Origin of the sequence: Oceanimonas pelagia (genome assembly GCF_030849025.1) — a bacterium.
In the GTDB taxonomy this organism is placed as follows: domain Bacteria; phylum Pseudomonadota; class Gammaproteobacteria; order Enterobacterales; family Aeromonadaceae; genus Oceanimonas; species Oceanimonas pelagia.
In genome coordinates this window covers 1,683,134-1,708,177 of the sequence record NZ_CP118224.1, presented here as the reverse complement: position 1 = coordinate 1,708,177, position 25,044 = coordinate 1,683,134, and the positions used below count along the sequence as shown (strand labels likewise).

Genomic DNA, 25,044 nt, shown 5'->3' with positions numbered 1-25,044 from the left:
GCCATGTGGTTCCTTCGCGTCGTGCAGGAATACGGGTTCAGCATTGAACATGCGTTTTATCTGTTAAAAAGCCGTTTCCCCCTTTCCCTTTGCACCCGGCTTGGGTAGCTTATGAGCCTTTTAACATTTCAGGGAGAGAGCATGACCTGGTTGATGTACATGGTGCTGGGCGCCTTTGCCGGCACCCTGGCGGGGTTGTTTGGGGTGGGCGGCGGCCTGATTATCGTGCCGGTGCTGATTTTCAGTTTCAATTTGCAGGGCATTGGCGGCGAGCTGGTGGCGCATATGGCGGTGGGCACCTCGCTGGCCACCATCATGTTTACCTCGCTCAGCGCCATTCACACCCATCATCAGCGACGGGCCATCGACTGGAAGCTGGCGGCCATGCTGTCGGCGGGCATAGTGGTTGGCGCCTGGCTGGGGGGGTACACCGCCGATAAGATGTCCGGGCTGCAGTTGCAGCGGGTGATCGGTCTGTTTGCCTGGCTGATGGCGGCGCAGATGCTGTTCAACCTGATGCCGAGCGGCAGCGGCAAGCTGCCGGGCAAGCCGGTGCAGGTGGCCATGGGCGGCTTTATTGGCTGGGCGTCGGGCATTTTCGGCATTGGCGGCGGCTCGCTGACGGTGCCGTTTTTAAGCTGGTGCTCGGTGCCCATGCAGCGGGCGGTGGCGGTGTCGTCGGCCTGCGGTTTTCCCATCGCCCTGGTGGGGGCCCTGAGCTATGTGGTGCACGGCCTGGATCATGGCAGCCTGCCGGATGAGGCCTGGGGCTATGTCTATCTGCCGGCGCTGATCGGCATCAGCGTGGCCAGCATGCCCTTTGCCCGGGTGGGCGCCATTCTGGCGCACAAGCTGTCGGCGGTGGTACTGAAGCGCGCCTTTGCGGTGTTTCTGTTGCTGGTGGGCGCCAAGTTTTTGTTCTTCCCGGCGTAAAAAACGGGGGGTGAGGGCCCGGGGACCGGGAATTTGAATCATGCCAGTCCCCAGTCCCTCCCTAGTCCCGCTTTTCCCGTTTCGCCAGCCAGTCATCGGCTTTAGCCACCAGCCACAGAATAAGCAGGCCCAGGGCCACCGGGCCGGCATAATTCCAGACAGCGTTCCAGGCATGGTTCAGCCACTCCATCAGCGCCCCCGGATCTTGCGGATGCCAGCCTCGTAGCGGCCCTCGCGACTATCGACCTGGGTCTGAAAGTATTTCAGAAACCACATGTACTGCTCGGGCCAGTCGCTCAGCAGGGCTTCAATTTCGGCGTTCATGGCCCGGGTATCGGCGGTGAGATCCGCCGTGGGATAGGGCGCCATGGGCGGGCGAATCACCAGCTCATAGCGGTGGGCGTCGGTGTTGTAAATACTCAGCACCGGCAGCACGCGGGCACCGGTCAGTTTCACCAGCTTGGGCAGGGCCGGCAGAGTGGCCTTCATTTCGGCGAAAAACGGCACAAAAATACTGGCCTCGCGGCCATGGTCCTGGTCCGGCAGGTAAAAGAAATGCTTGCCGTCGCGAATGGTCTTGATCACCGCCTTGATGCCGGCATCGCGCTCGTAAACAATGCCGTTGAAACGGGCCCGCTGGCGGTTGATGAACCAGTCGAACACTTCGTTCTTGGCGCTGTGCATCATGGTGCACATGGGCAGGCCCAGGGAGGTCAGGTACAGGCCACCGGCATCAATGGCCCAGGTGTGGGGGATCATGAAAATGATCTGCCTGTTCTCGGCCAGGCAGGCGTCGATATGCTCCCGGCCCTGCAGATGAAAGCGGCCCTGCAGGTAGGCCGGCGAGCGCGCGGTCCACTCGCCATAGGCGAAAAAGGTCATCAGTCCGGCCCGAATGGAATGCAGCAACCTTTGCTCAACCTCGGCCTCGGTGAGCGTGGGAAAGCACAGCCGAATGTTGGTGCGGGCGATATAGCACTGCTTTTTGGCGAACTTCACCAGCAGCGGGGCAAAGGCGCCGGCCAGGGCGTCGCGCATGCGCACCGGCAGCCAGGCCAGCAGCCACAAAGAGGCAATGGCCAGCCAGGTCGGCCAGTAGCGCGGGTGCAGGTAACGGGATTTGAACTGTGCATCATAAACGGGATCGTGCCCGGACATAACGTCTTCCTCTTGATTGCAAGGGCGCCAAGTGTATGAAAAAACGCGGGGCAAATCACCTTTGCCGGCGGGGCCGGAAGTAATCGGTATTATCGTAAAAGGCCGGCTGCTCGCTGGCCGGCCACCAGCCCGGAATGCCCAGCAGTGGCAAGGGCTGCAGCGGCCTGGGGCGGTCGAACAGGGCTTGATCCTGCAGCCGGGCACACAGTGCCCGGTCCAGCAGGGGGTACTGCTCATGGCGCGGGCGAGTGAAAAAACCGGCGGGCAGGGCCAGTACCACCGCCTTGGCGGTGAGGCCGATAAAGGGTGCGAGCGCCTGTTCGTAGAGGGCGTGGCCAAAGATGAACGGCTGCCAGTCGTTGCCCCAGCGGGCCCGCCGGTCCAGAAACAGCCCGTGCCAGTCATGGGCCTGCAGCAGGGCCAGGGCCTCGGCATCGTCGCCCTCGGGCACCGCCAGCACCAGGCCGCATTCGTCGAAATGGGTGATGCGATCCCGGCGCGGGGTGCGCTGGCGCGCGCCATGGGCGCGAATGTCGTCCATGTGCCGTTGGTTCAGCCATGCCTTGGTGCGGGGAAACAGGTGCCAGATCACGGCGCCGAAAAAGTCGTGCCAGTTGGCGCTGCGGGTGGGTACGACGCCTTGAGCCACGGCTTCTTCGTAGTAGCAGGCGAGGTCGGTAAAGTGCTCTTCACTTACAAAACGTACCGGCAGCCCGGCGGCCAGCCGCCGATTCAGGCCGGCAAGGGACGGCCAGTCGGGCTCATCAAATGCCACCAGACCTGCAAGCTGGCCCAGAATGGCGTTGCGCGTGGTAAAATCGGGATCCCAGTTCATCGGTTGTCCGTCAGCATCAAAGCCGCCAAGCATACTCCCGGCGCCATGCAATGTTCAGCAAAATTTTGTTGTTTGCCCCATTTTCAGGGCTGTTCGGACCCGAGTAGAATGCACGCGACCATGGCTGACGCACGGGGAGTGCCGATGAAACGTGTTTTTAGGGTAATGTTACTGACTTTGGTACTGCTGCCTGCATTTGCTGCCCAGGCGGCCAAAGGGGAAAATGTGAAAATTGATGATAAATGGCTGTTGGGCCGGGTGGAGTGGTTATGGTTGCCGGCGCTGAGCGACAGCGTCAAGGCGCGCATTGATTCAGGGGCCAAGACCTCGTCGATGTCGGCCACCGACATTGAGGAATTTGAACGGGACGGTGAAGCCTGGATCCGGTTTCGCTTTCTTCACGACCGTCATTCATCTCGTCTGGAAGCCCCCCTCAGCCGCTATGTGAAAATTCGTCAGGCCAACAGCAAGAAAGCGGATCGCCGTCCGGTTGTGCTGCTGCCGGTGCAGGTGGGCGATCTGGAAAAGCAGGTGGAGTTTACTCTCAAGGATCGGACCCGCATGCTGTATCCGGTGCTGCTGGGCCGGGAGTTCATGAACGACGATGTGTTGATCGATCCGTCCCGCCGCTTTGTGCAGCCCAGGTTCGCGCCCGCAGCACCGTAAAAAAAGGGGCGGAGTCTTTTCAAAATGACTCCGCCCCTTTTTACTGAGAGGCAGCCCATGGGCTGCCTCCTGCTTTACTGCCTGGCCTTCATGGCCCGGCGAATGCACAGGGCGGCTCCGCCCCAGGTGATGCCGAGTCCTATCAGCATCATGATAATGGCGCCGGTCGTCATGCTTTCACCTCCTGTTTGCTGTTGGCGTTGATGACAATGGCCACCACCAGCATCACCGCAATCATGCCCCAGCCGATAAACAGAATTTCATTATCGCTGTAGCCACCGTAGTTTTCCCTGAAGGCGCCGACGATGTTGTTGAACAGGATCACCGCCAGCATGGCGATGGACACGAACTTGATGCACAGCTGCCACCAGATGCCGATGCTGAATTCCGACAGCGCATTGGCCCGTTGCTGATAATCGGACAGCTTGCACAGCCAGCCCACCAGGAACAGCTCCAGCAGGCAGGAGCCCAGCAGCGCCATGTTGTTGATGAAGTGATCCACCAGATCCAGCAGCAGCAGACCGCCTTCGGTAATGAACAGCAGGCTCACCACAAAGCCGGTGCCACAGAAGAGGGTGGCGGTTTTCTGCCGGCTCCAGCCGGTTTTGCCCATCAGGCCGGTGGTGACCGCCTCGGCAATGGAGATGTGCGAGCTGATGCCGGCAAAGACCAGTGCCAGGAAGAACATGGGGCCCATGATGCCGGGGGCGGGCAGCAGGTTAATGGCGGTGGGCAGGGTGACAAAGGCCAGGCCCACGCCCGAGCTCACCACCTCGGTCAGCGCCTTGTCCTGGATCTCGGCCATGTAACCCAGGGCGCCGAAGATCATGATGCCGGCCAGCATGGAAAAGCCGCAGTTCATCAGCACCGTCATAAAGGCGTTGTTGTTGATGTCGGACTTTTCCGGCAGGTAGCTGGCGTAAGACAGCATGATGGCAAAGCCCACACTGAGGGTGAAGAAGATCTGGCCATAGGCGGCGGACCATACCTTGAGATCCCAGATCTTGCTGAAGTCGGGGGCAAACATCCAGTTGATGCCGTTCAGGGCACCGGGCAGGAACAGAATGCGGCCGATCAGTATCAGCACCAGCAGGAACAGCAGCGGCATCAGCACCTTGTTGATTTTTTCAATACCGCCCTTTACGCCCCGGTAGGTGGCAAAGAAGCTGGCGGCCCAGGCCAGTACCAGTGGCAGTAGCAAGTGGGTCTGAATGCCGCCCAGGCTGGACGGCGAGTTGTCGCCCAGGCCGAGAAACTCGCCAAAGAAGAAGCCGTTGCTGTCTTCGCCCCAGCTCTGATCCAGGGCAAACCAGGCATAGGAAATGGCCCAGGCGATGACCACCACGTAATAAAAGGCGATCACCGCGCAGATCATCACCTGGAACCAGCCCAGCCATTCAAAGCGGGCATTCAGCTGGCGCAGGGTGCCGGGAGCGCCGGCGCGGTACTTCTGACCCAGGGTAAACTCCAGGATCATGAAGGGAATGCCGGCGGTCAGCATGGCAAACAGGTAGGGAATGAAGAAGGCGCCACCGCCGTTCTCGTAAGCCATGTAGGGGAAGCGCCAGATGTTACCCAGGCCGACGGCGGAGCCGACCGCGGCCAGAATAAAGCCGGTGCGAGAACCCCATTGTTCTCGTTTCATAACGAAGCCTCATCAATCAGAAAATATAACTACAGGATAGTTTTGCCGGCGGCAGGGTAGGGGGAGGCGGGGGCAAAATCAACGCGCCGATCTGCTGTCTCGAAGGATTTATGCCTTATATATTCGCGGTTTATGAGTAAGGTTTGGAATGATCAACAACATCGTGTTGTTAATTTGGTGTGATCTTCTTTGTTATTGCCGGTGAGCCAGCGAAATCGTGTTTTTTGCATTTTGATAAAAACCATTAAGCCGCGCACAATCCGGCAGGAGACAAGGCTGTTTGATGATTATGCAGTATTTGTAGGCGCCTTAGCGCATAATCAAAGCATAAATGCACAGTGTTGGCATAAAAATTCACAAAATACCCGTAAGCATTCAATGATCAGTTTTTCTTATGGGTTAAGCTGCGTTGGTGGTGTTAGTCGATTGAAAAGTGATGGTTAAATACGTGTTTTCTGACAGTTTGTGCGTAATCTGCCATTAGTTTTTTTTATTTTACTGCACAAGAAAAGTCAATTGAGCACGGGCAAGGCGGCCCCTATGCTGTGCGCGCATTCATCATTCAGGAGGCGCACCATGACCACGCATTGTTCTTCCCGTCCGGCCACCCTGGCCCGCGGCACCACCCAGCGTTCCACCGGCCTGCTGGCCACCCTTGGCCTCTGGCTGCACCGCAGCCGCTCCCGTCGTGAGCTGGCCGAACTGCCCCCCTATTTGCTGAAGGATATTGGCCTGAACGAAGCCGACCGTTTTCAGGAGGTCAGCAAGCCGTTCTGGCAACAATAATCGCAGGGAATGCGCCTCACAAAAAAGCCGCTGTCAGTCAGCGGCTTTTTTTGATCTCAGCCGGTCAGGCCAAACCAGGCGGTGAGCAGGGCGATGCAGCCCAGGTTGATGACGAAGCCCGCCTTCATCATCTGCCGCTGGGGCACAAACCCCGAGCCGAACACAATGGCGTTGGGCGGGGTGGCTACCGGCAGCATAAAGGCACAGGATGCCGACACCGCGATCAGCGCCGCCACCGCCACCGGTGACAGCCCCAGGCCCTCGGCCACCGCGGTGAACACCGGGATCAGCAGGGCAGCGCTGGCGGTATTGGAGGCCAGCTCGGTGAGAAACACCACGAAGGCGGTAATGGCCAGCAAAATCAGCCAGGGGCCGGCACTGGCCAGGCCTTCCGCCAGGTGGCTGGCCAGAAACAGGCTGGTGCCGGTTTCCTTGAGAATGTGGCTTAACGTGAGACCGCCGCCAAACAGCAGCAGCACGCCCCAGTCGGCCTGATGCTCTATGTCCTTCCAGCCGGCCACCCGGGTCATGCCGATGAGAATAATGGCCAGCAGCGCCACCAGGGTGTCAAAGGCCGGCAGCCGGCCCAGCGCCGCCGAAATGGGGGCCGAGAAGATCCACAGGCACACGGTGAGCAGAAAAATGCCCAGGGTGATCAGGCGGCCGGAGTTCCAGCTCAGGCTGTCGTCGGCGATCTCCACCTGCTCGTTCAGCTGGGGGCGAAACAGCAGCCACAGCACCGCGATGGCCACCGGTAGCAGCAACAGGGCAACGGGCAGGCCAATGGCCATCCAGTCGGTAAAGCCCATGCCGGTTTCGGCGGCGGCAATGGCGTTGGGCGGACTGCCCACCAGGGTGGCGATGCCGCCGATGTTGGCGCTGTAGGCCACGCCCAGCAGCACAAACACATAGGTGGAGGCGTGCCGCTCGGCATCCAGGCAGCGCAGCAGGCCCAGGGCCAGAGGCAGCATCATGGCGGCGGTGGCGGTGTTGCTTATCCACATGGAAAGAAACGCCGAGGTGGCAAACAGCAGCAGCACGGCGGCCAGCAGCCGGCCCCGGGCCAGCTGCAGAATGCGCCCGGCCACCAGCCGGTCCAGCCCCTGACAGCGCATGGCGGCGGCCAGGGCAAAGCCGCCCAGGAACAAAAAGATAATGGGGTTGGCAAAGTTGCCGAGGGCGGCGCCGGTATCGAGCACGCCCAGCAGCACCGCCAGCAGGGGCACCAGCAGGGCAGTAATGGTAATATGCACCGCTTCCGTGAGCCAGAGGGCGGCAATCACCAGCAGCAGTGCCAGCCCCTTATTCACCCCGGGCTCGAACGGCAGGGTAAACATCAGCGCCGGCAGCGCCAGCAAACAAAGCACTAACACGCCCGTACGGGCTCCCGGCAGGGCCGGCTGCGAAACATGGTCGAACATGATTTTCCTGTTATGTTGTTGTTTTGGTTTTGAATTGTCAGAATTCGAGCGAACTATACCACCATGAGGCGAATACAAGAGATGATGGCGCCCGCAAAACCCGATGCCCGTAGTCAAAAACGCCGCTGGCTGTGGTTGCCATTGCTGGCGGCGGCGCTGGCGCTGCTGTTCGGCCATGGCCACGGGCTCTATCGCCAGTATGAGGACGGACGTCAGCTGTTGCGTCATGCCGAGCCCATCGTCGACGAGCTCTACCATATTCACCGCCAGGTGATGATGCCCGACGCCGAAGGGGCGGTGTTGCTGGATGACAAGGTGCGCCGGCTGAGCCTGCTGTTGTCGCGCTTTCAGCAACAGGTCAGCCAGTCGAACATGGCCAGGCTGGCCACCCTCACCGGGGATCAGCACCCCGACGACTACCTTGAAACCCTGCAGCAGTTGCAGGAGGCCGAGCTGCACGCCCGCCACAGCCTGGCGGTGTTTGCCGACGCGGTGGGCCGGGTGCCGGCGGCCGAGGCCGGCCCGGGCCTGCAGCAACTGCTGCAGCACAGCCGGCTGTATCTGTACACCACCAATCCGCTGTTTGTGCGCGGGCTGGAGCGGGAAGCGGGTGCCCTGCGCCAGCGCACGGCTTCCACGCCACGGCTGAAGGAAGCCCTTTACGCCCAGGGCATTTACACCGCCAACCTGCGCCAGCTGATTCGTCTGCGCCACCGTTTTGCCGATACCAATATCGCCGACTTTTATGACTGGATTGCCGGCTGGCGCCAGCATACCGAGCACAGCCGGGATCGCCTGCTGGCACTGGCGCTGATGCTGGTGCTGGGGCTGCTGTGCGCCGGCGGGGGCCTGCTTTACCTCAACAACCGAAAATGGCGCCAGGCCAGCCGCAGCGCCCGTGCCCTGGCCCAGGCCAAGACCGATTTTCTGGCCAACATGAGCCATGAAATCCGCACCCCCATGAACGCCATCATCGGCTTTGTGTCGCTGTTGCAGCAAACCGCCCTCGACGCCCGCCAGAGTGACTATCTGTCCAAGATCCAGCTGTCTTCCGACAACCTGTTGCTGCTGATCAACGACATTCTCGATCTGACCAAGGTGGAAGCCGGCAAGCTGGAGCTGGAAGACATTGCCTTTGATCTGAACGAGCAGCTGGAGCGGCTGGCGGGGCTGTTTGCCGACATGTCGGAGCAGAAACAGCTGGAGGTCATTATCAACAAGGCACCGAACGTGCCCGACCGGCTGCAGGGCGATCCCCTGCGCCTGGGGCAGGTGCTGACCAACCTGGTCAGCAACGCCCTCAAGTTCACCGAGCGGGGCGAGGTGGTGGTCAGCATTTCGGTTACCGACGAGGCCGAGCCCCGGCTGTGTGTTGCCGTGCGCGACACCGGCATCGGCATTGTGCCCGAGCAGCAGGAGCAGCTGTTTCAGTCCTTTACCCAGGTGGATGCCAGCACCACCCGCAAATATGGCGGCAGCGGCCTGGGGCTCAGTATTTGCCGGCACCTGGTGGAGCTGATGGGCGGCAGCATTCAGGTGCACAGCGTGCCGGGGCGGGGCTCCACCTTCCGCGTGACCCTGCCGCTGCGCCCGGCCCGCGACGACAAGCCCGACTTTGCCCCGGTGTTTGAGCCGGGGCTGAAAGTGCTGGTGGTGGAGGACAACCCCCAGGCGCTGGAGGTGATGAGCGGCATGCTCAGGCGCGCCGGTTTTGTGGTGTATACCGCCATGAACATTGAGGCCGCCCGGGGGCTGCTGCAACACCGGGGCAGCGAGCTGGCGGCCGTGCTGATCGACTGTTGCCTGGGGCGGGAAAACGGCCTTGAGCTGGCCCGCTTCATTCGCCAGCAGCCTCACCTTGAAGCCCTGCCCGTGGTGGTGGTCAGCGCCTTTGGCCGGGATCGTCCGGCGGCGCAGATGCGGGCGCTGGGCCTTGAAGAATATGTGTCCAAGCCGGTGACCTGGATCCGGCTGTCGGCCTGTCTGGCGCGCCTGCTTAATCCGGCGCCGGCTCCCGCCACACCGGCCCCGGCCGACACCGATACCGAGCATTACCGCCGGCGGCTGTGCGGCCGCCAGGTGCTGCTGGCGGAAGATAACCGGCTCAACCAGCAACTGATTATCGAATATCTGGCCCGGGTGGGGGTCTCCGTGATCCTGGCCGACAACGGCCGTCAGGCGGTGGAGCTGGTGTCCCGCCAGGCCTTTGACGCCATTCTGATGGACCTGCAGATGCCCATTCTCGATGGCCTTGAAGCCACCCGCCAGATCCGCCGGCTGCAGCGTCATCACGATGTGCCCATCATCGCCCTCACCGCCAGTGCCATGCGCAGCGATCGGGAAAGCAGCTATGGCTCGGGCATGAATGCCTATGTGTCCAAGCCGGTCAACCGCAATGATCTTTACCAGGCGCTGGCGGAGCAATGTGGCCGGCCCGGCACCGCGCTGGCACAGGCCGGCAGCGTGCCGGCGCCAGCGCCCTTGGCACCGCCACAGGCCGCCGGGCTGCCCGCCTGCCGTGATCAGTTGTGGCTGCTGCAGGCGGCCCAGGCCGAGGGCAACTGGGGCGAGGCCGCCGGCCTGCTGGCCGAGCTGGCGCACTGTGCCCGGGCCGACGGGGAAATGGTCCTGGCCGAGCAGGCCGAGCAGGCCCGGCACTGGCCCGAGCGGCAGCAGGCGCTGCCTCATGCCCGGCTGGCGGAGTTGCAGGGCGCCCTCGACAAGGCCCTGGAACGCCATGACGCAGGCTGACTTTTCCGGTTTGTGATGCTCATCACAGCTTGATGTTGATTGGTATTAAATTCTGATTTTTGTTTTTTTATTGAAACTTTATTCTTATGCTTAAACCCGCGGCAGATTAACCTCTAGTCCCTTTCCGTTACTGCCCGTCACCGGCCTTTTTTACAGGCTGGTGACGGGTTTTTCTGTGTTTAATTCATCTGGATTTTTTGAATATTTTGGACGATATTCTCGCCCAAAAGGCATTCTCATAGGTGAGCGTTATGAAAGTTTTGGTTCTGGGTAGTGGTGTTGTCGGCGTGACCAGCGCCTGGTATCTGGCCCAACAGGGGCATGAAGTGGTGGTGCTGGATCGCCAGCCCGATGCGGCGGAAGAAACCAGCTTTGCCAACGCCGGTCAGCTGTCCTTTGGGATGTCGTCGCCCTGGGCCGCCCCCGGTATTCCGGTAAAGGCGATGAAGTGGATGTTTCAGGCCCACGCCCCGCTGAAGGTTCGTCCCGGCACCAATCCGGCGCAGTGGAAGTTTATGCTGTCCATGCTGGCCAACTGTAACGAAAAGTCCTACAGCATCAACAAGTCGCGCATGGTGCGGGTGTCCGAGTACAGCCGTCAGTGCATCAACGCCCTGCAGGACGAGCTGAACCTGCCCTTTGAAGGTCGCCGCAAGGGCCTGTTGCAGGTATTCCGCACCGAGAAGCAGGTGGCCGATGCCGCCAAGGACATCAAGGTGCTGCAGGAGTTTGGCGTGAAGCACACCATGCTCAATGTGGCCGAGTGTATCGCCCGCGAGCCGGCCCTGGCGCGAGTGCAGGACAAGCTGGTGGGCGGACTGCACTTTCCCGATGATCAGACCGGCGACTGCAACCTGTTCACCAAGGCGCTGGCGAGAAAGTGCCAGGAAAAGGGCGTGGTGTTCAAGTTCAACACCGAGATCAAGGCGCTGGTGCGCGACGGCGACGAAATTCGTGGCGTGCAGACCGATCACGGTCTGGAAACCGCCGATCAGGTGCTGGTGTGCATGGGCAGCTATTCGCCCTTCCTGCTGACCCCGCTCGGCATCAGCCTGCCCATTTACCCGGTGAAGGGCTACTCTCTGACCATTGAAGTGAACAAGGACGAAGACGCGCCCCAGTCCACCGTGATGGACGAGACCTACAAGGTGGCCATTACCCGTTTTGAAAACCGTATTCGTGCCGCCGGCACCGCGGAGCTGGCCGATTTCAACAAGGATCTGCCTGCCGCCCGCCGCGAGACCATTGCCCACTCGGTGAGCAGCCTGTTCCCGAAGGGGGGCAAGATGGAAGAGGCCGAGTTCTGGACCGGTTTCCGCCCCATGACCCCGGACGGCACCCCCATCATCGGTGGCACCCGCTACAAGAACCTGTGGCTGAACACCGGCCACGGCACCCTGGGCTGGACCATGGGCGCGGGCTCCGGTGCCCTGATTGCCGACCTGATCTCCGGCAAGCAGCCGGACATCGACAGCGACGGCCTGGCTTTCAGCCGCTACGGTTAAGCAAGATGCCGGGCCAGGCCCGGCATGTTCCGTCTGGACACCGTACGCCAAAAGACGCACTATGCCGTCTTTTGGCGTTTTCGTTTTATGCTGCTTACCCTGCTCAATATCGTGTTGCCGGTGTTTGCCGTGGTGGCGGTCGGTTATGTGTTTGGCCGGCGCCAGCGCAACCCCGACATGGGCTTTGTCAACCTGGCCAATGTGGCGGTGTTCTGCCCGGCGCTGGTGTTCTCCGCCCTGATCCACAACCCCGTTTCCCTGGCCGACAGCTGGCCGCTGATCCTGGCCGGCGCCCTGTGCATTATCCTGCCGGGGCTGCTGCTTGCCCTGTTCCGCTTTCACGGCCTGGAACGGCGCACCCTGGTGCTGGCGGGCATGTTCCGCAACACCGGCAACATCGGTATTCCGCTGATGATGCTGGCTTACGGCGAAGACCAGCTTGGTGCCATCATTGTGCTGTTTGTGTTGTCCAACCTGCTGCACTTTTCCCTGGGACTGTTTATTCTCTCCCGCGAGGCGGGGCGCTGGCAGTGGCTGAAAAATCCCATCGTGTGGGCGGCGGTGGCCGGGGTGCTGCTGGCGGAGCACAAGTCTGTGCTGCCCGACTTTGTCTATACCAGCGCCGATCTGCTGGGACAGATGGCGGTGCCGCTGATGCTGTTTGCCCTGGGCGTGCGGTTGTCGGTGGGCGAGGTGGGCAATCTGGGGCTGGCGTTGCGGGTGAACCTGGCTTATCTGCTGGCGGGGGCGGTGGCCTTTGCCCTGGTGGCGGGGTGGCTGCCGCTCCGGCCCGAATGGCTGCAATTGCTCGCCTTGTCGGTGATGCTGCCGCCGGCGGTGCTCAATTACCTGCTGTGTGAACAATACCGCTGCCAGCCCGACAAAATGGCCAGCATCGTACTGCTTGGCAATGTCATGGCAGTGGTCATTATTCCCGTGGTGGTTTACATTACATTGAGTTTCTTTTGAATCCTTTTCTTGTGTCGATGCGGTGCCCGCCGCGCCGGCTACGTTTGTTTCATTAATGTTAATGACCTGTTAATACCAAAGTCTAAGTTTCAACCGCCCCGCTTCGCGCTACTGTTATTTTCGAACCGTATTCGGCTATTCAAGGAGAGAAAGAATGGCGTTCGAAAGTCAGGAAAAACAAAAGGCGTACTGGAAAGAAAACCTGCGGCTGATGGGCATCTTGCTGGCCATCTGGTTCACGGTTTCCTACCTGTTTGGCATTGTGCTGGTGGATGTGCTCAATGCCTTCACCATTGGTGGCGCCAAGCTGGGTTTCTGGTTTTCCCAGCAAGGATCCATTTATGTGTTTGTGGTGCTCATTTTCGTCTATGTGTGGCGAATGAATGTGCTCGACAAGAAATACAACGTAGACGAAGCGTAAAAGGGGCGGGAAATGGATATTCAAACCTGGACATTTATTCTGGTGGGGCTCAGCTTCGCACTTTATATCGGCATTGCCATCTGGGCTCGGGCCGCCAGCACCGGTGAGTTTTATGTGGCCGGCGGTGGTGTGCATCCGGTGGCCAACGGCATGGCCACGGCGGCCGACTGGATGTCGGCGGCCTCCTTTATTTCCATGGCCGGCATCATCTCGTTTGCCGGCTATGACGGTGGCGTTTACCTGATGGGCTGGACCGGCGGTTATGTGCTGCTGGCACTGTGTCTGGCGCCTTACCTGCGCAAGTTCGGCAAGTTCACCGTGCCCGACTTTATCGGCGATCGCTACTATTCCCAGACCGCCCGCATGGTGGCGGTGTTCTGTGCCATCTTCGTGTCCTTCACCTATGTGGCGGGCCAGATGCGCGGCGTGGGCGTGGTGTTCTCCCGCTTTCTGGAAGTGGACATCAACCTGGGTGTGATCATCGGCATGTGCATCGTGTTCTTCTACGCGGTCATGGGCGGCATGAAGGGCATTACCTACACTCAGGTGGCCCAGTATTGCGTGCTGATCTTCGCCTTCCTGGTGCCGGCCATCTTTGTTTCCCTGCTGGTAACCGGCACCCCTGTGCCCCAGCTGGGCTTTATCGGTGAGACCTCCGACGGCGTTTACCTGCTCGACAAGCTCGACGGCCTGTCCCGGGAGCTGGGCTTTACCGAATATACCTCGGGCAAGAAGTCCGGTATTGACGTGTTCTTCATTACCGCCGCGCTCATGGTGGGTACCGCCGGCCTGCCTCACGTGATCATTCGCTTCTTCACCGTGCCCAAGGTGCGAGACGCCCGCATTTCCGCCGGCTGGGCGCTGCTGTTCATCTCCTTCCTGTATACCACCGCGCCCGCCGTGGCCGCCTTTGCCCGCGCCAACATGATCGACGGCCTTAACGGTGCCGACGGCCAGGGCGTGATCGCCGAACAGGCCCCGGCCTGGGTGGCAAACTGGGAGAAAACCGGCCTGGTACAGTGGGAAGACAAGAACGGTGACGGCCGCATGTTCTATGCCGGTGACGAGCGCAACGAAATGACCATCAGCCCCGACATCATCGTGCTGGCCAGTCCCGAGATCGGTCGTTTGCCCAACTGGGTGGTGGCCCTGCTGGCGGCCGGTGGCCTGGCGGCGGCGCTGTCGACCGCGGCCGGCCTGCTGCTGGTGATCTCCACCTCCATTGCCCATGACCTGCTCAAGAAGGGCCTCAAGCCCGACATGACCGACAAGCAGGAGCTGCTGGCTGCGCGTATCGCCGCCGCGGTGGCGGTATTCGGGGCCGGTTATCTCGGCATCAACCCGCCGGGCTTTGTGGCCCAGGTGGTGGCCTTCGCCTTTGGTCTGGCGGCGGCGTCCTTCTTCCCGGCCATTGTGCTCGGCATTTTCTACAAGAAAATGAACAAGGAAGGCGCTATTGCCGGTATGGTGAGCGGCATTGTGTTTACCGCCGCCTACATCATTTACTTCAAGTTCATTAATCCGGCGGCCAGTGTTCCCGAAAACTGGTGGTTTGGTATTTCGCCGGAAGGCATCGGTACCCTGGGTATGCTGGTAAACCTGGCGGTATCGCTGGTGGTGGCCAAACTGACCACGGAAACCCCGCAGGAAGTGCAGGAGCTGGTGGAAAGCATTCGCTTTCCCAAGGGCGCCGGCGAAGCACACAGCCATTGATCCACATCAATGAAAATAACAGGGACGCATCAGCGTCCCTTTTTTATTTCTGCTTTATGCAAGCCCATGTTCATTAACCGGTTTTAACTGTTTATACTGGCTTTTTCTTTTTTCACCGAAGAAAGGGCCTGAATGTTCAAATGGTTCAAGTCTGCCCGCAGCACCACGGCGGTGGGGGTTTACCTTGCCCAGGGGGCGCTTTACGGGGTGGAGGAACAATACCCGCAGCAGGTGGTGGAGCGCCCCCTGGCCGGCGGTGAGCAGCCGGCCGCCGCCCTGGCCGCCCTGATAGAAGCGCAGCAGTGGCAGGGCCGGCGCTTGCGTCTGGCGCTGGGGCGGCCGTTTTATCGCCAGGTGCAGCTCGACAAGCCGGCCATGCCCGATGACGAGCTGGCCCAGGCCCTGCCCTGGTGCATGCGTGAGCTGGTAGACGAGCCGGTGGAGCAACTGCTGTTTGACTATATCGACTTGCCCGCCGGGCCCCAGGGCACTGAGCGCATTGCCGTGTATTACAGCCGTCGCGCCCAGCTGGCGGAGCTGGTCAGGGCTGTCTCGCCCCTGTGCGAGATCGAGACCATGGGCGTGGACGAGCTGGCCATGTGCAACCTGCTGGCGCCGGAGCAGCGTGGCCTGGTGCTGCACAAGGTGCCCGGTCAGGAGCTGACCATGACCTTTGTTCATCAGCGTCAGTGGCATTTTTCCCGTACCATTCGCGGTTTCCAGGCTCTGGATGACGACACCATGGCGGTGGATCAGTTCGTGTTCGACAACCTGCTGCTGGAGCTGCAGCGCAGCATCGACTACGCCACCGGCCAGCTCAAGCTGAACGCCCCCAATCAGTGGTTTCTGGCCCTGCCGGCCCGGGTTACCCCGGCGGTGCAGACCGCCATCGGCCAGGTGTTTGATATTCAGCCCGACTCCCTCAGCAACGAGCACCTGTCGCCGGTGAGCCTGCCGGCCCTGGGCATGTTGCGGGAGGATAGCCTGTGAAAACCCGTATCGAGTTTTATCAGGCCACCCTCAGGCCGGTGCGGGATCTGCCCACCCTGGGCCACTTTGGCCTGGGGCTGCTGGCGCTGGTGCTGCTGTGGAGCACGGCCTTTGGCTGGCAGAGCTATGTCAACCACCGGCTGAGCACGGCCAACCGCAGCCTGGAGCAGCAACTGACCGCTGCTCGGGGGAATGTGGCGCAACTGCAGCAAAGCCTGGCCCTGCTTAATCAGCGCCAGGACGACGGCGAACGGCAGCGCCTTGAGCGGGACATTCGCACCCGCCGGCAGTTGCTGGGGCTGCTGAGTCAGGACGAGCTGGTGTCTTATGCCGATACCCTGGAAGATCTGGCCCGGGTGCCCTGGAGCAGAGTGTCGTTGACCGGCGTGCAGCTGCAGGGGCGGGCCATGACCCTCACCGGCGAGGCCAGCGATGCCGCCGCCGTGCCGGCCTGGATACTGGGCTTTGACGGGCAGGACAGCCTGGCCCGGCGCGAGTTCGGCAAGCTGAATATTCATCGTCGTGATCCCGGCGGTTTGACCTTCAGCCTGCACAGCGACGGAGTAACCCAATGAAGCAGCGCCTTGCCTTGCTGAACGAGCGTTTTATGGCCCGTCCCAAGCGTGAGCGCTGGCTGCTGGTGGCGGCCGGCTGGGCGCTGGCGGTCTGGCTGGGGCTGACCCTGTTTGAACAGACGGTGCAGGCCAGCGCCACCGCGCTTCAGGCCGAGCAACAGCGGTTGCAACGGGAGCTGGACGGACAAGAGGGACTGGTAGAGGAGATTAACCGGCGCATTGCCGAGCTCAAGGCCAATGATCAGGGCCCGCGCATTGCCCGGCTGAACCGTCAGCTCAGCCGGCTGAATGAGAACGTGGATCAACGCATGCGCACCCTGGTGGGGCCGGAGCAAATGGCCGGTTTGCTGCTGTCGGTGCTGGATCAGGGCAGTGGCCTCACCCTGCAGGGGCTTGTCAATCTGCCCGCCGAGCCCATGGCCCAGGGCCAGGACGGCGACCAGCGACTGTATCGTCACGGCCTGGCGCTGGAGCTGTCCGGCAGTTATCTGCAACTGCTGGATTACGTAAAGCGGCTGGAAAGTCTGCACGGGCGCATTTTCTGGCAAAGCCTGAGTTTTGAACTGGAGCAATATCCCACCGGTCATATTCGGCTGGAGTTTTTTACCATCAGTCAACACAAGGAGCTGATCCGTGGTTAATGCCAGTGCCCTGGTTTTTACCCTGCTGAGTGCCGCCGGCAGTCTGCAGGATCCTACCCGGCCCCTTGCCGGCCTGAGCCAGCCGGCAACCGGCATGGGAGAGCAGCGTATTGAAGCCGCTGCCGGGCCCCGGCTGCAGGCCATTTTCAGCGGCGGCCGGCCCAGCGCCATTCTCGACGGTCGTCGCTACGTGCAGGGCGACACCATCGGCGGCTATCGCCTGGTGCACATCGGCACCGGGCGGGTAGTGCTGGAAGGGCAGGGCAAACGCCTGGAGCTGAGCCTGTTTCCCACTTTTGACAACACGGATATTCAATGAAACGGATGATACGACCCCTTACCCTGGCCTTTATCTGCGCCGGCCTGGCGGCCTGCGTGCATGCCCCCGACGGCACCCTGCCCAAGGACGCCCTCGACGAGGCGCTGCGGGCCCGTCCCGACGTGGTGCCGGCGGCGGTGGAGCAGGAGCTGCTGAGCTCGGGTCGGCCACTTGCGGCCAGCCAGGCCGCGCCGCTGCGTCGTTTCGATATTTCCGCCCGGGACGTGGACGCCCGGGAATTTTTTGCCGCCCTGGGCAGCCAGCACCAGGTGAGCATTGCGGTGCATCCGGAGGTGGCCGGCACCATTACCCTCAACCTGCGCCGGGTGACCCTGCCGGAGATCCTTGACGCCATTTCCGGCCTTTACGGCTACGGCATTGAGCGCCGCGGCGGCGTGTATCAGGTGTTTCCCAACGGCGTGCGCACCCGCACCTTTAACGTCAATTACCTGATGCTGTCCCGTAACGGTCAGTCTCAGACCGCCATCAGTGGCAGCAGCCTGGCCAGCGGCGAAGACGGCGGCGGCCAGACCAGCGCCACCCGCATCAACACCGAGTCGAGCAACGATTTCTGGGCCGATCTGGAAAGCGCCCTCGGCCGGCTGATTGGCGACGAGGAAGGCCGGGTGGTGGTAACCAACCCCCAGGCCGGGCTGGTGACGGTGCGCGCCGCCCCCGACGAGCTGGCGCTGGTGGACGACTTTCTCACTCGGGCCGAGCGTCAGCTCAAGCGTCAGGTGATCCTGGAAGCGCGCATTGTGGAAGTGGAGCTGAACGACGGCTACGAGCAGGGCATTGAGTGGAATAACCTGAGCGCCAACAGCCGCAAGGGGCAACTGGCCACCGGCCAGAGCTACCCCTACGGCGGCTTTTTAAGCCCGCTGTCGGAGTTGCTGGGGGGCGGGGCCGTGTTTACCTACACCGACGGCAACTTCGATGCGGTGATCAACCTGCTGCAGACCCAGGGTGAGGTCAATACCCTGTCCAATCCCAGGGTGACCACCAGCAATAACCAGAAGGCGGTGATCAAGGTGGGCACCGACGAGTATTTTGTTACCGATTTTTCACTGACCACCACCAATACCAGCGGGGTGTCGGAAACCACGCCCGACATTGAGCTGAGCCCGTTTTTTTCCGGTATTTCCCTGGATGTAACGCCCCAGATTGCCGACGACAACCGGGTATTGCTGCATATTCATCCGGCGGTGAGCCAGGTGGAAGACAGCAGCAAAAGCATCGATTTTGGCAGTGGTGAGCTGCGCCTGCCGCTGGCCAGAAGCACGGTGCGGGAATCGGACACCGTAGTGGAAGCCGCGTCTGGCGAGGTGATTATTATCGGTGGCCTGATGCAGGAGAAACAAACCCAGCAGGAAACCGCCGTGCCGCTGATAAGCCAGATCCCGGTGCTGGGTAACCTGTTCAAGAACCGTAACCTGGCCACCCAGAAGAGCGAGCTGGTGATTATGCTGCGCCCGGTGGTGGTGGCGGCCAACACCTGGCAAACCGAGCTGCAACGCTCGCGGGATTTGCTGGAAAAATGGTATCCGCCATCGTCACTCGATGAACTGCACAGCGGAGTCAGATAATGAAAAAGGTCAGTGGCCTGCTATGGCTGGTGTTGCTGGGAGCACCGGCCGTGGCTCAGGAAGAGCAGCCCGACTGGCAGGATCCGGTCTGGGCCGAGATCATGGCCACTCCGCCGGCGGCCAGCGAGCTGGCCATCAGCGAAGTCACGCCCAGCCGGGCCGAGCGGCTGGCGGAAGGCCAGAAGGCGTCCGAGCTGGCCCTGGCCGCCGGCGACTGGGCCGGCGCCGAGCAACGCCTGCTGAGCCTGCTGGCCGAGTACCCCGACGCCCATTCGGTGCGGTTGAAGCTGGCTTCTCTGCAATATGGCCGGGGCGCCCTGGCCCAGGCCAGGGCGCTGCTGCAGCAGGGACTGGCGCTGGCGCCCGCGCAGGCCGAGCTGCGGCTGACTCTGGCACGCATTCTGGCCAGCGAACGCCGCCATGCCGCGGCCTGGAAGGTACTGGACGGCGCCACGCCGTCATTGGCCGAGCATCTGGATTATTACGGTCTCAAGGCCGAAGCCGGCCGGCGCAGCAACCAGTGTGAGGCGGCCATCGCCCTTTATCACCGGCTGCTGGCCGTGCAGGACAGCGGCCCCTGGTGGCTGGGCCTGGGGCTGTGCCAGCGCCGCCTGGGGCAGGACTTTACCGCTGCCTTTGAGCAGGCCCGGGCCAGTGTGGATCTGGGCGTGGCCTCGCTGCAATTTGTAAACCAGCAACTGGAGCAACATGGCACAACGCAAACTCACTAAACGCCTGGGCGAGCTGCTGATTGATCATGGCGTAATCACTGAAGCCCAGCTGGACACAGTGCTGCAGCGCCAGCGCCAGGAAGGGGGCCGCCTGGGCGCCGTGCTGGTGCAGATGGGCATGCTCACCGAGCTGGAGCTGCTGGGCTTTGTGGCCGAGCAGCTGGTGATCCCGCTGCTGGATCTCAACAAGACCGAGATCAAGCCCCAGGCGGTGAAGCTGCTGTCGGAAGTCTATGCCCGGCGTTACCGGGCGCTGGTGATCGACGCTGACGACACCCAGGCCACAGTAGTGCTGGCCGATCCCGCCGATCTTGACACTCAGGATGCCATCAGCAACCTGCTGGCTCCCCGCGAGGTGCACCTGGCGGTGGCCCCCCACAGCCAGATGCTGGCCTTGTATGATCAGCTTTACCGGCGTACCGACGACATTGCCAACCTGGCCGGCCAGCTTTCGGAGGAGCATGCTCCCAGCCGCAGCGTGATAGAAACCGCCGGCCTGGAAGACAGCGATGCCACCGTGGCCCGGCTGCTCAACTCCCTGTTTGAAGACGCCCTGCAGGTGGGCGCCTCGGATATTCATATTGAGCCCGATCACAAGGTGATTCGCCTGCGCATGCGGGTGGACGGCCTGTTGCAGGAAACCGAGCTCAAGGAAGTGGCCATTGCCCCGGCGCTGGTGTCGCGGTTAAAGCTCATGGCCGGGCTGGACATCTCCGAGCGGCGCCTGCCCCAGGACGGCCGCTTTGAACTCACCATCAGGAATAACCCGGTGGACGTGCGCATGGCCACCATGCCGGTGCAATATGGCGAGGCGGTGGTGCTGCGGCTGCTGGATCAGTCCGGCGGCACCCGCACCCTGGCCCAGGCGGGCATGCCCGCGGAGCTGCTGGCGGCGTTCCGGCGCAAACTGGCCAGCCCCAACGGCATTATTCTGGTGACCGGTCCCACCGGCAGCGGTAAAACCACCACCCTTTACGGCGCCCTGTCCGAGCTCAATACCCCCGACCGCAAAATCATTACCGCCGAGGATCCGGTGGAATATCGTCTTCCCCGGGTGAACCAGGTGCAGGTGAACAGCAAGGTGGGGCTGACCTTTGCCCGCATTCTGCGCACCAGCCTGCGTCAGGATCCCGACGTGTTGCTGATCGGTGAAATGCGTGATCAGGAAACCGCCGAAATCGCCATGCGCGGCGCCCTTACCGGCCACCTGGTGCTGTCTACCCTGCATACCAACGACGCGCCCAGCTCGGCGGTACGGCTGATGGACATGGGGGTGCCCGGCTACCTGGTGGCCAGCACCCTGAAAGCCGTGCTGGCTCAGCGGCTGGTGCGCAAAATCTGCGAATACTGCAAGGTGCCCCACCAGCCCGACGAGGGTGAGCGCCAGTTTCTGATGCACCTGAATCCGCAGGCGGAGCATGGCCGTTTTTACCGGGGCGAAGGCTGCGCCAGCTGCAACCACACCGGCTACAAGGGGCGGATTGGTGTGTTTGAATGGCTGGAAGTGAACCAGGCCATGGCCGATGCGTTACGCCGCCAGCAGATTGAAGCCTTTGAGGCCGAGGTGGCACGGCAGCCCGGCTTTGCGACCCTGGCCCAGGCGGCCCTGGAACAGGCGTTGCAGGGCACCATTGCGGTATCGGAAGTGCTGCGTCTGTCCGAGTGGGTGGAGTGATGGCCTTTTATCAGTACAAGGCCCGGGACCGCCAGGGCCAGCTCAGCGAAGGCCGCATGGAGGCGCCGAGCCGGGAAAGCGCGGCTGCCAGCCTGGCCCAGGCCGGGCTTATTCCGGTGGAAATGAAGGAAACCCGCTCCGGCACCAAAACCTGGCTCACGCTGCGTCAGTTTTTAAAGGGTGGCATCAGGCCCGAGGCGCTGCTGATTTTAAGCCGCCAGTTTGCCTCGCTTACCCGGGCGGGCATTCCCATTCTGCGCATTGTGGAAGGGCTGCGGGACACCACGGACGTGCGGGTGCTGAAGGAAGCCCTCGACGAGGTGGCTCAGTCCCTGAATCAGGGCCAGACCCTGGCCAACGCCCTGGCGGCTCACCCGCATTTGTTCAACAGCCTGTTTGTGTCGCTGGTGGAAGTGGGCGAAAGCACCGGCCAGCTGGAACAGGCCTTTTTACAGCTGGCTCATTACTACCAGCTGGAGCTGGATACCCGCCGGCGCATCAAGGCTGCCATTCGCTATCCCATGTTTGTGACCATCGCCATGGTGGCGGCCATGACCATTATCAATCTCTATGTGATCCCGGCCTTCAGCGGCATTTTTGCCAAACTGGGCGCAGACTTGCCGTTAACCACCCGTTTTCTGATTGGCAGCTCCTACTTTTTCACCCATTACTTCGGCCTGGTGGTGGCCGGGGTGCTGGCCCTTGCCGGCGGCTTTATGTGGTATGTGCGCACGCCAACGGGCCGGCTGCGCTGGCACCATGCCCTGCTGCGCATTCCCATTGTGGGGCCGCTTATCAAGCGCATTCTGCTGGCGCGTTTTTGCCGCAGCTTCGCCATGATGCTTTCCGCCGGCGTGCCCATCACCCGGGTACTGCGTCTGGCCGGCAGCGCCACCGACAACGCCTTCCTCACCAGGGCCATTCACCGTATGGAGGAAGGACTCACCTCCGGCGACAGCCTGTCGGCGGTGGCCGAGCACATCGGTGTGTTTACCCCTTTGATTTTGCAGATGTTCCGGGTAGGCGAAGAAACCGGCCGGGTGGATGAAATGGTGATGGAAGCGGGCCGCTTTTACGAAGAAGAAGTGGACTACGACATTGCCAACCTGTCTTCCCGCATCGAGCCCATACTGATCACCGCCATCGCCGCCATGGTGCTGGTGCTGGCGCTGGGCATTTTCACTCCCATGTGGGACATGGTAAACATTGTAAAAGGCGGTTAATGTGCATTCCGGCATGCATGACCGGTTTTTATACAAAAAGGGCTGGAATGAAACCTGCCGGAACGGTAAGATTTGACCCGGTAGTTTATTGAATTTGTTGAGTAAAATGCTCAACTTTTCACAACAGGCTGGTAACGTAAAAAACAAGGGATCAAGATGAAAAGAGCAGCGGGTTTTACCCTGATCGAACTGGTTATTGTAATTGTTATTCTCGGCATTCTGGGCGCCGTGGCTGCGCCGCGTTTTTTGAACCTGCAGGGTGATGCGTATAGCGCAAACTTGAAAGCCTTAAAGAGCTCCATGGAGACAGCTTCGACACTGGCAAACTCTAAAGCGATAATACAAGGGTTGGATAATCAAGGTCGAGACGCAGATGCTGATGATGCACCTGTGGAATTAAAATATAACGATGCAGGTGAAGAGGTAACAGTAAGCATTGTGTACGGTTACCCTACAGCAGAAGAAGATACTGGTATAAAGTCACTTTTGGACTTTGATGCTACTTACAATACGAATGTTACTGATGACGGTGTTTTCGAAATTTATCCAGCTAACCGTGCTGAAAATTGTAAAGTTACTTACACTGAGCCTGATAGTTTCGGTAAGCGGCCCACTATCGCTATAGTAGATGATAAGTGTTAAGAGACCAAAGGCGGCTTCGGCCGCCTTTTTTAACGCCTTAATCTTATGAAGCGGCATAACGGCTTTACTCTGATTGAACTGGTCGCCGTGCTGGTGCTGGTGGGTATTCTCGCCGCCGTGGCCATTCCTCGCCTGCCGGTGGGCAGCGACTTTGACGGTTCGTTGCAGGCCCGCAACCTGGCGGGCTTGTTGCGGCTGGCCCAGCTCAGGGCGATGAACGATCCACAGGCGCTGCAAGGCGGCACCGGCACAGACCGCTGTGGCGTCATTGCGGTGACCCCCGAAGGTGTGACCATTTCCAGTGATTGCCGCAGTACGAGCCTGCTGGCAGATATGAACAGCCCGGATCCCAACCTCTGGCTGGGAGTCAACCAGCCGGTGTCTTCAAATCAAACCCTGCCTTTTACCCTGCAGTTTGGCGAAGCGGCCGGCGACCCTGATTATCTCAGTGAGTCCAGCCGTTTGGGGCGTCCTTTCGTGAACAGTGGTGCGGGGGAGCAGCCACTGGACAATACCCTGCAAATTACCCTTGGCGGGCAAACCGTATTGATAGAACCCGAGGGCTATATTCATGTTGCGCCGTAACGCTGGGCTCAGCCTGCTGGAATACGTGGTGGGGCTGGCGATACTGGCCATCGTGCTGGTGGGGGCGGGCTTGTTCTTTTTGAGTCAGCCGCGCCAGCTGGATCCGGTATTTCAGTTTCGCGCCGTGGCGCTGGCGGAAGCCCTGGCCGAACAGGTGCTGGCGGTAAAATACGATGCTGCCAATAATCCACGGTTACAAATTCGTTGTGATATTGATGAGGATACCGGTTGTGTAAATAGCGCGACAGCAGAGGAACACAGTGGTCTTAATTCCTTTAAACATGTCGATGATTTCAACCTCTGGTGTGATGAAAATGCTATTGATGGTGATGAGCTGGCCAATGAAGAAAATCTGAAACTGGCCAGCCCTCAGCTCTATCGTCGCTATCGGGTGGCAACCTGCGTTACATCCGAAGACGATAGTGCCGGCACATCCTTTAAAAAGGTTGTGATCACCATAGCAGATCAAAACGGCTCCGATCTTTCCTTTACCCTGCACAGGTACAACATTCGATGAAGGCGCGTGGTTTTACCCTGCTGGAGCTGGTGATCGTCATGGTGCTGATTGGCATCAGCGCCGTATTCGGCACCCGCTTTGTGGCGCAAATGGCCGAGAGCTATATGGGCAGCGCCGAACGTGCCCAGGCCCTCGCCGGCGCCCGCTTTGCCATGGAGCGCCTGCGCCGTGAACTGGCCGTTGCCTATGGCCCCAGCGTGTATATAAAGGATGGTTGTCTTGCCTTTGTACCGGCCCTGGCCGCCGGCACTTATCTGGGGCTCCCGGATTCGGTAAAAACCGGCACGGCGACGTTTGTCATACCGCTTAGTTTGCAGGGAGAGAAGATAGAGAACGCCTTTATGGCCATTCGACCGGACAGCGGCAGCATTTGGAGTGAATACCCCGACGAGCAGCCTGAGGACGTTTACCCTTTTACCGATCAGGATCCTGCACCCACCAGCATCGGCTTTCACGATGCCTTGGGTTCAGTTCATTTCAGTCGTGCCGGCTATGGTCAGCGCTATACCCTGCTCAAGGGTGAGCAGGTGCGTTACTGTCAGCGTAATAATGACCTTTACCGTGAAGTAAAAAGTCCCGGCGAAGAGTGGGGAAAAGCCAGTCTGATGTTGACGGAGATCACAGGAGACACGGTATTTCTGGGCTACGATGAGTCCGATCAATTGATTCGAATGGAGCTTACAGTGACCACGCGAGACGGCGACCTGGTGTTACCCGGCCAGTTGCAGGTGACTTATGCGCCTTAGCCCTTTACAGA

General features: G+C 60.8%; 26 protein-coding genes. 20 read left to right on the top strand and 6 right to left on the bottom strand.

Going from position 1 to position 25,044, the window contains the following annotated elements; translation table 11 throughout:
- Positions 1–141 precede the first annotated feature (141 nt).
- On the top strand, positions 142–933 hold the full coding sequence (locus PU634_RS08125) for a sulfite exporter TauE/SafE family protein (protein WP_306763551.1): 792 nt from the start codon (positions 142–144) through the stop codon (positions 931–933).
- Positions 934–994: 61 nt separating this feature from the next.
- Here the strand turns inward: PU634_RS08125 and PU634_RS08120 are convergent, their stop codons facing one another.
- The 3 genes from PU634_RS08120 to PU634_RS08110 are packed head-to-tail and all read right to left on the bottom strand — an operon-like array spanning position 995 to position 2,926.
- Positions 995–1,123, bottom strand: coding sequence for a hypothetical protein (locus PU634_RS08120; RefSeq protein ID WP_306763550.1), 129 nt, complete (start codon positions 1,121–1,123; stop codon positions 995–997).
- Positions 1,123–2,091, bottom strand: coding sequence for a lauroyl-Kdo(2)-lipid IV(A) myristoyltransferase (gene lpxM, locus PU634_RS08115; RefSeq protein ID WP_306763549.1), 969 nt, complete (start codon positions 2,089–2,091; stop codon positions 1,123–1,125). Before lpxM ends, PU634_RS08120 begins: the two co-directional genes overlap by 1 nt.
- Before the next feature lie 55 nt (positions 2,092–2,146).
- The gene (locus PU634_RS08110; protein ID WP_306763548.1) at positions 2,147–2,926 is read right to left on the bottom strand and encodes a DUF3025 domain-containing protein; all 780 of its coding nucleotides are present in this window, start codon (positions 2,924–2,926) and stop codon (positions 2,147–2,149) included.
- A gap of 225 nt (positions 2,927–3,151) precedes the next feature.
- Between PU634_RS08110 and PU634_RS08105 the strand changes: the two genes are divergently transcribed.
- A complete protein-coding gene (locus PU634_RS08105; RefSeq protein ID WP_306763547.1) occupies positions 3,152–3,592 on the top strand; it encodes an ATP-dependent zinc protease family protein in 441 nt (146 codons plus the stop codon).
- A gap of 74 nt (positions 3,593–3,666) precedes the next feature.
- Here the strand turns inward: PU634_RS08105 and PU634_RS08100 are convergent, their stop codons facing one another.
- Complete coding sequence (locus tag PU634_RS08100) at positions 3,667–3,765, bottom strand: MetS family NSS transporter small subunit (RefSeq protein WP_094199457.1); 99 nt, start codon at positions 3,763–3,765, stop codon at positions 3,667–3,669.
- The gene (locus PU634_RS08095; protein WP_306763546.1) at positions 3,762–5,237 is read right to left on the bottom strand and encodes a sodium-dependent transporter; all 1,476 of its coding nucleotides are present in this window, start codon (positions 5,235–5,237) and stop codon (positions 3,762–3,764) included. Before PU634_RS08095 ends, PU634_RS08100 begins: the two co-directional genes overlap by 4 nt.
- 576 nt (positions 5,238–5,813) lie before the next feature.
- On the opposite strand from PU634_RS08095, the gene PU634_RS08090 reads away from it, so the two are divergent.
- Positions 5,814–6,023: a DUF1127 domain-containing protein gene (locus PU634_RS08090; RefSeq protein WP_306763545.1), complete on the top strand. Its 210-nt coding sequence runs from the start codon at positions 5,814–5,816 to the stop codon at positions 6,021–6,023.
- A 56-nt stretch (positions 6,024–6,079) separates the two neighbouring features.
- Here PU634_RS08090 and PU634_RS08085 read toward each other — a convergent pair whose 3' ends face one another.
- A complete protein-coding gene (locus tag PU634_RS08085; protein WP_306763544.1) occupies positions 6,080–7,444 on the bottom strand; it encodes an SLC13 family permease in 1,365 nt (454 codons plus the stop codon).
- Between the two features lie 63 nt (positions 7,445–7,507).
- On the opposite strand from PU634_RS08085, the gene PU634_RS08080 reads away from it, so the two are divergent.
- The 17 genes from PU634_RS08080 (at position 7,508) to PU634_RS08000 (ending at position 25,033) form a co-directional block, all read left to right on the top strand.
- Positions 7,508–10,195: a response regulator gene (locus PU634_RS08080; protein WP_306763543.1), complete on the top strand. Its 2,688-nt coding sequence runs from the start codon at positions 7,508–7,510 to the stop codon at positions 10,193–10,195.
- A 251-nt stretch (positions 10,196–10,446) separates the two neighbouring features.
- Complete coding sequence (locus tag PU634_RS08075; RefSeq protein WP_306763542.1) at positions 10,447–11,700, top strand: D-amino acid dehydrogenase; 1,254 nt, start codon at positions 10,447–10,449, stop codon at positions 11,698–11,700.
- Positions 11,701–11,787: 87 nt separating this feature from the next.
- Positions 11,788–12,669 carry an AEC family transporter gene (locus PU634_RS08070; protein ID WP_306763541.1) on the top strand — a complete coding sequence of 294 codons (882 nt, stop codon included), beginning with the start codon at positions 11,788–11,790 and terminating at the stop codon, positions 12,667–12,669.
- A 154-nt stretch (positions 12,670–12,823) separates the two neighbouring features.
- The gene (locus PU634_RS08065; RefSeq protein ID WP_306763540.1) at positions 12,824–13,090 is read left to right on the top strand and encodes a DUF4212 domain-containing protein; all 267 of its coding nucleotides are present in this window, start codon (positions 12,824–12,826) and stop codon (positions 13,088–13,090) included.
- A gap of 12 nt (positions 13,091–13,102) precedes the next feature.
- Positions 13,103–14,803, top strand: coding sequence for a sodium:solute symporter family protein (locus PU634_RS08060; RefSeq protein ID WP_306763539.1), 1,701 nt, complete (start codon positions 13,103–13,105; stop codon positions 14,801–14,803).
- 132 nt (positions 14,804–14,935) lie between these two features.
- Positions 14,936–15,793: an MSHA biogenesis protein MshI gene (locus PU634_RS08055; protein ID WP_306763538.1), complete on the top strand. Its 858-nt coding sequence runs from the start codon at positions 14,936–14,938 to the stop codon at positions 15,791–15,793.
- A complete protein-coding gene (locus PU634_RS08050; RefSeq protein WP_306763537.1) occupies positions 15,790–16,368 on the top strand; it encodes a PilN family protein in 579 nt (192 codons plus the stop codon). The genes PU634_RS08055 and PU634_RS08050 overlap by 4 nt, the downstream gene beginning before the upstream one ends.
- Positions 16,365–17,009 (top strand): type II secretion system protein M, encoded by a 645-nt coding sequence (locus PU634_RS08045; RefSeq protein WP_306763536.1) that lies wholly within the window; start codon positions 16,365–16,367, stop codon positions 17,007–17,009. The genes PU634_RS08050 and PU634_RS08045 overlap by 4 nt, the downstream gene beginning before the upstream one ends.
- Complete coding sequence (locus PU634_RS08040) at positions 17,002–17,328, top strand: SctD/MshK family protein (RefSeq protein WP_306763535.1); 327 nt, start codon at positions 17,002–17,004, stop codon at positions 17,326–17,328. The genes PU634_RS08045 and PU634_RS08040 overlap by 8 nt, the downstream gene beginning before the upstream one ends.
- Positions 17,329–17,333: 5 nt before the next feature.
- Complete coding sequence (mshL, locus tag PU634_RS08035; protein ID WP_306763534.1) at positions 17,334–18,914, top strand: pilus (MSHA type) biogenesis protein MshL; 1,581 nt, start codon at positions 17,334–17,336, stop codon at positions 18,912–18,914.
- A complete protein-coding gene (locus PU634_RS08030) occupies positions 18,914–19,645 on the top strand; it encodes a tetratricopeptide repeat protein (protein ID WP_306763533.1) in 732 nt (243 codons plus the stop codon). The genes mshL and PU634_RS08030 overlap by 1 nt, the downstream gene beginning before the upstream one ends.
- Positions 19,623–21,320, top strand: coding sequence for a GspE/PulE family protein (locus tag PU634_RS08025; protein WP_306763532.1), 1,698 nt, complete (start codon positions 19,623–19,625; stop codon positions 21,318–21,320). Before PU634_RS08030 ends, PU634_RS08025 begins: the two co-directional genes overlap by 23 nt.
- Positions 21,320–22,543 (top strand): type II secretion system F family protein, encoded by a 1,224-nt coding sequence (locus PU634_RS08020; protein ID WP_306763531.1) that lies wholly within the window; start codon positions 21,320–21,322, stop codon positions 22,541–22,543. The genes PU634_RS08025 and PU634_RS08020 overlap by 1 nt, the downstream gene beginning before the upstream one ends.
- 156 nt (positions 22,544–22,699) lie before the next feature.
- Positions 22,700–23,185 (top strand): type II secretion system protein, encoded by a 486-nt coding sequence (locus tag PU634_RS08015; protein ID WP_306763530.1) that lies wholly within the window; start codon positions 22,700–22,702, stop codon positions 23,183–23,185.
- Positions 23,186–23,230: 45 nt separating this feature from the next.
- Entirely contained in the window at positions 23,231–23,770 is a 540-nt protein-coding gene (locus tag PU634_RS08010; protein WP_306763529.1) for a pilus assembly FimT family protein, read from the top strand.
- Positions 23,757–24,287, top strand: a complete 531-nt coding sequence (locus PU634_RS08005; RefSeq protein ID WP_306763528.1) for a prepilin-type N-terminal cleavage/methylation domain-containing protein — start codon at positions 23,757–23,759, stop codon at positions 24,285–24,287. Before PU634_RS08010 ends, PU634_RS08005 begins: the two co-directional genes overlap by 14 nt.
- A complete protein-coding gene (locus PU634_RS08000) occupies positions 24,284–25,033 on the top strand; it encodes a PulJ/GspJ family protein (protein WP_306763527.1) in 750 nt (249 codons plus the stop codon). Before PU634_RS08005 ends, PU634_RS08000 begins: the two co-directional genes overlap by 4 nt.
- The last annotated feature ends 11 nt before the right edge of the window (positions 25,034–25,044 follow it).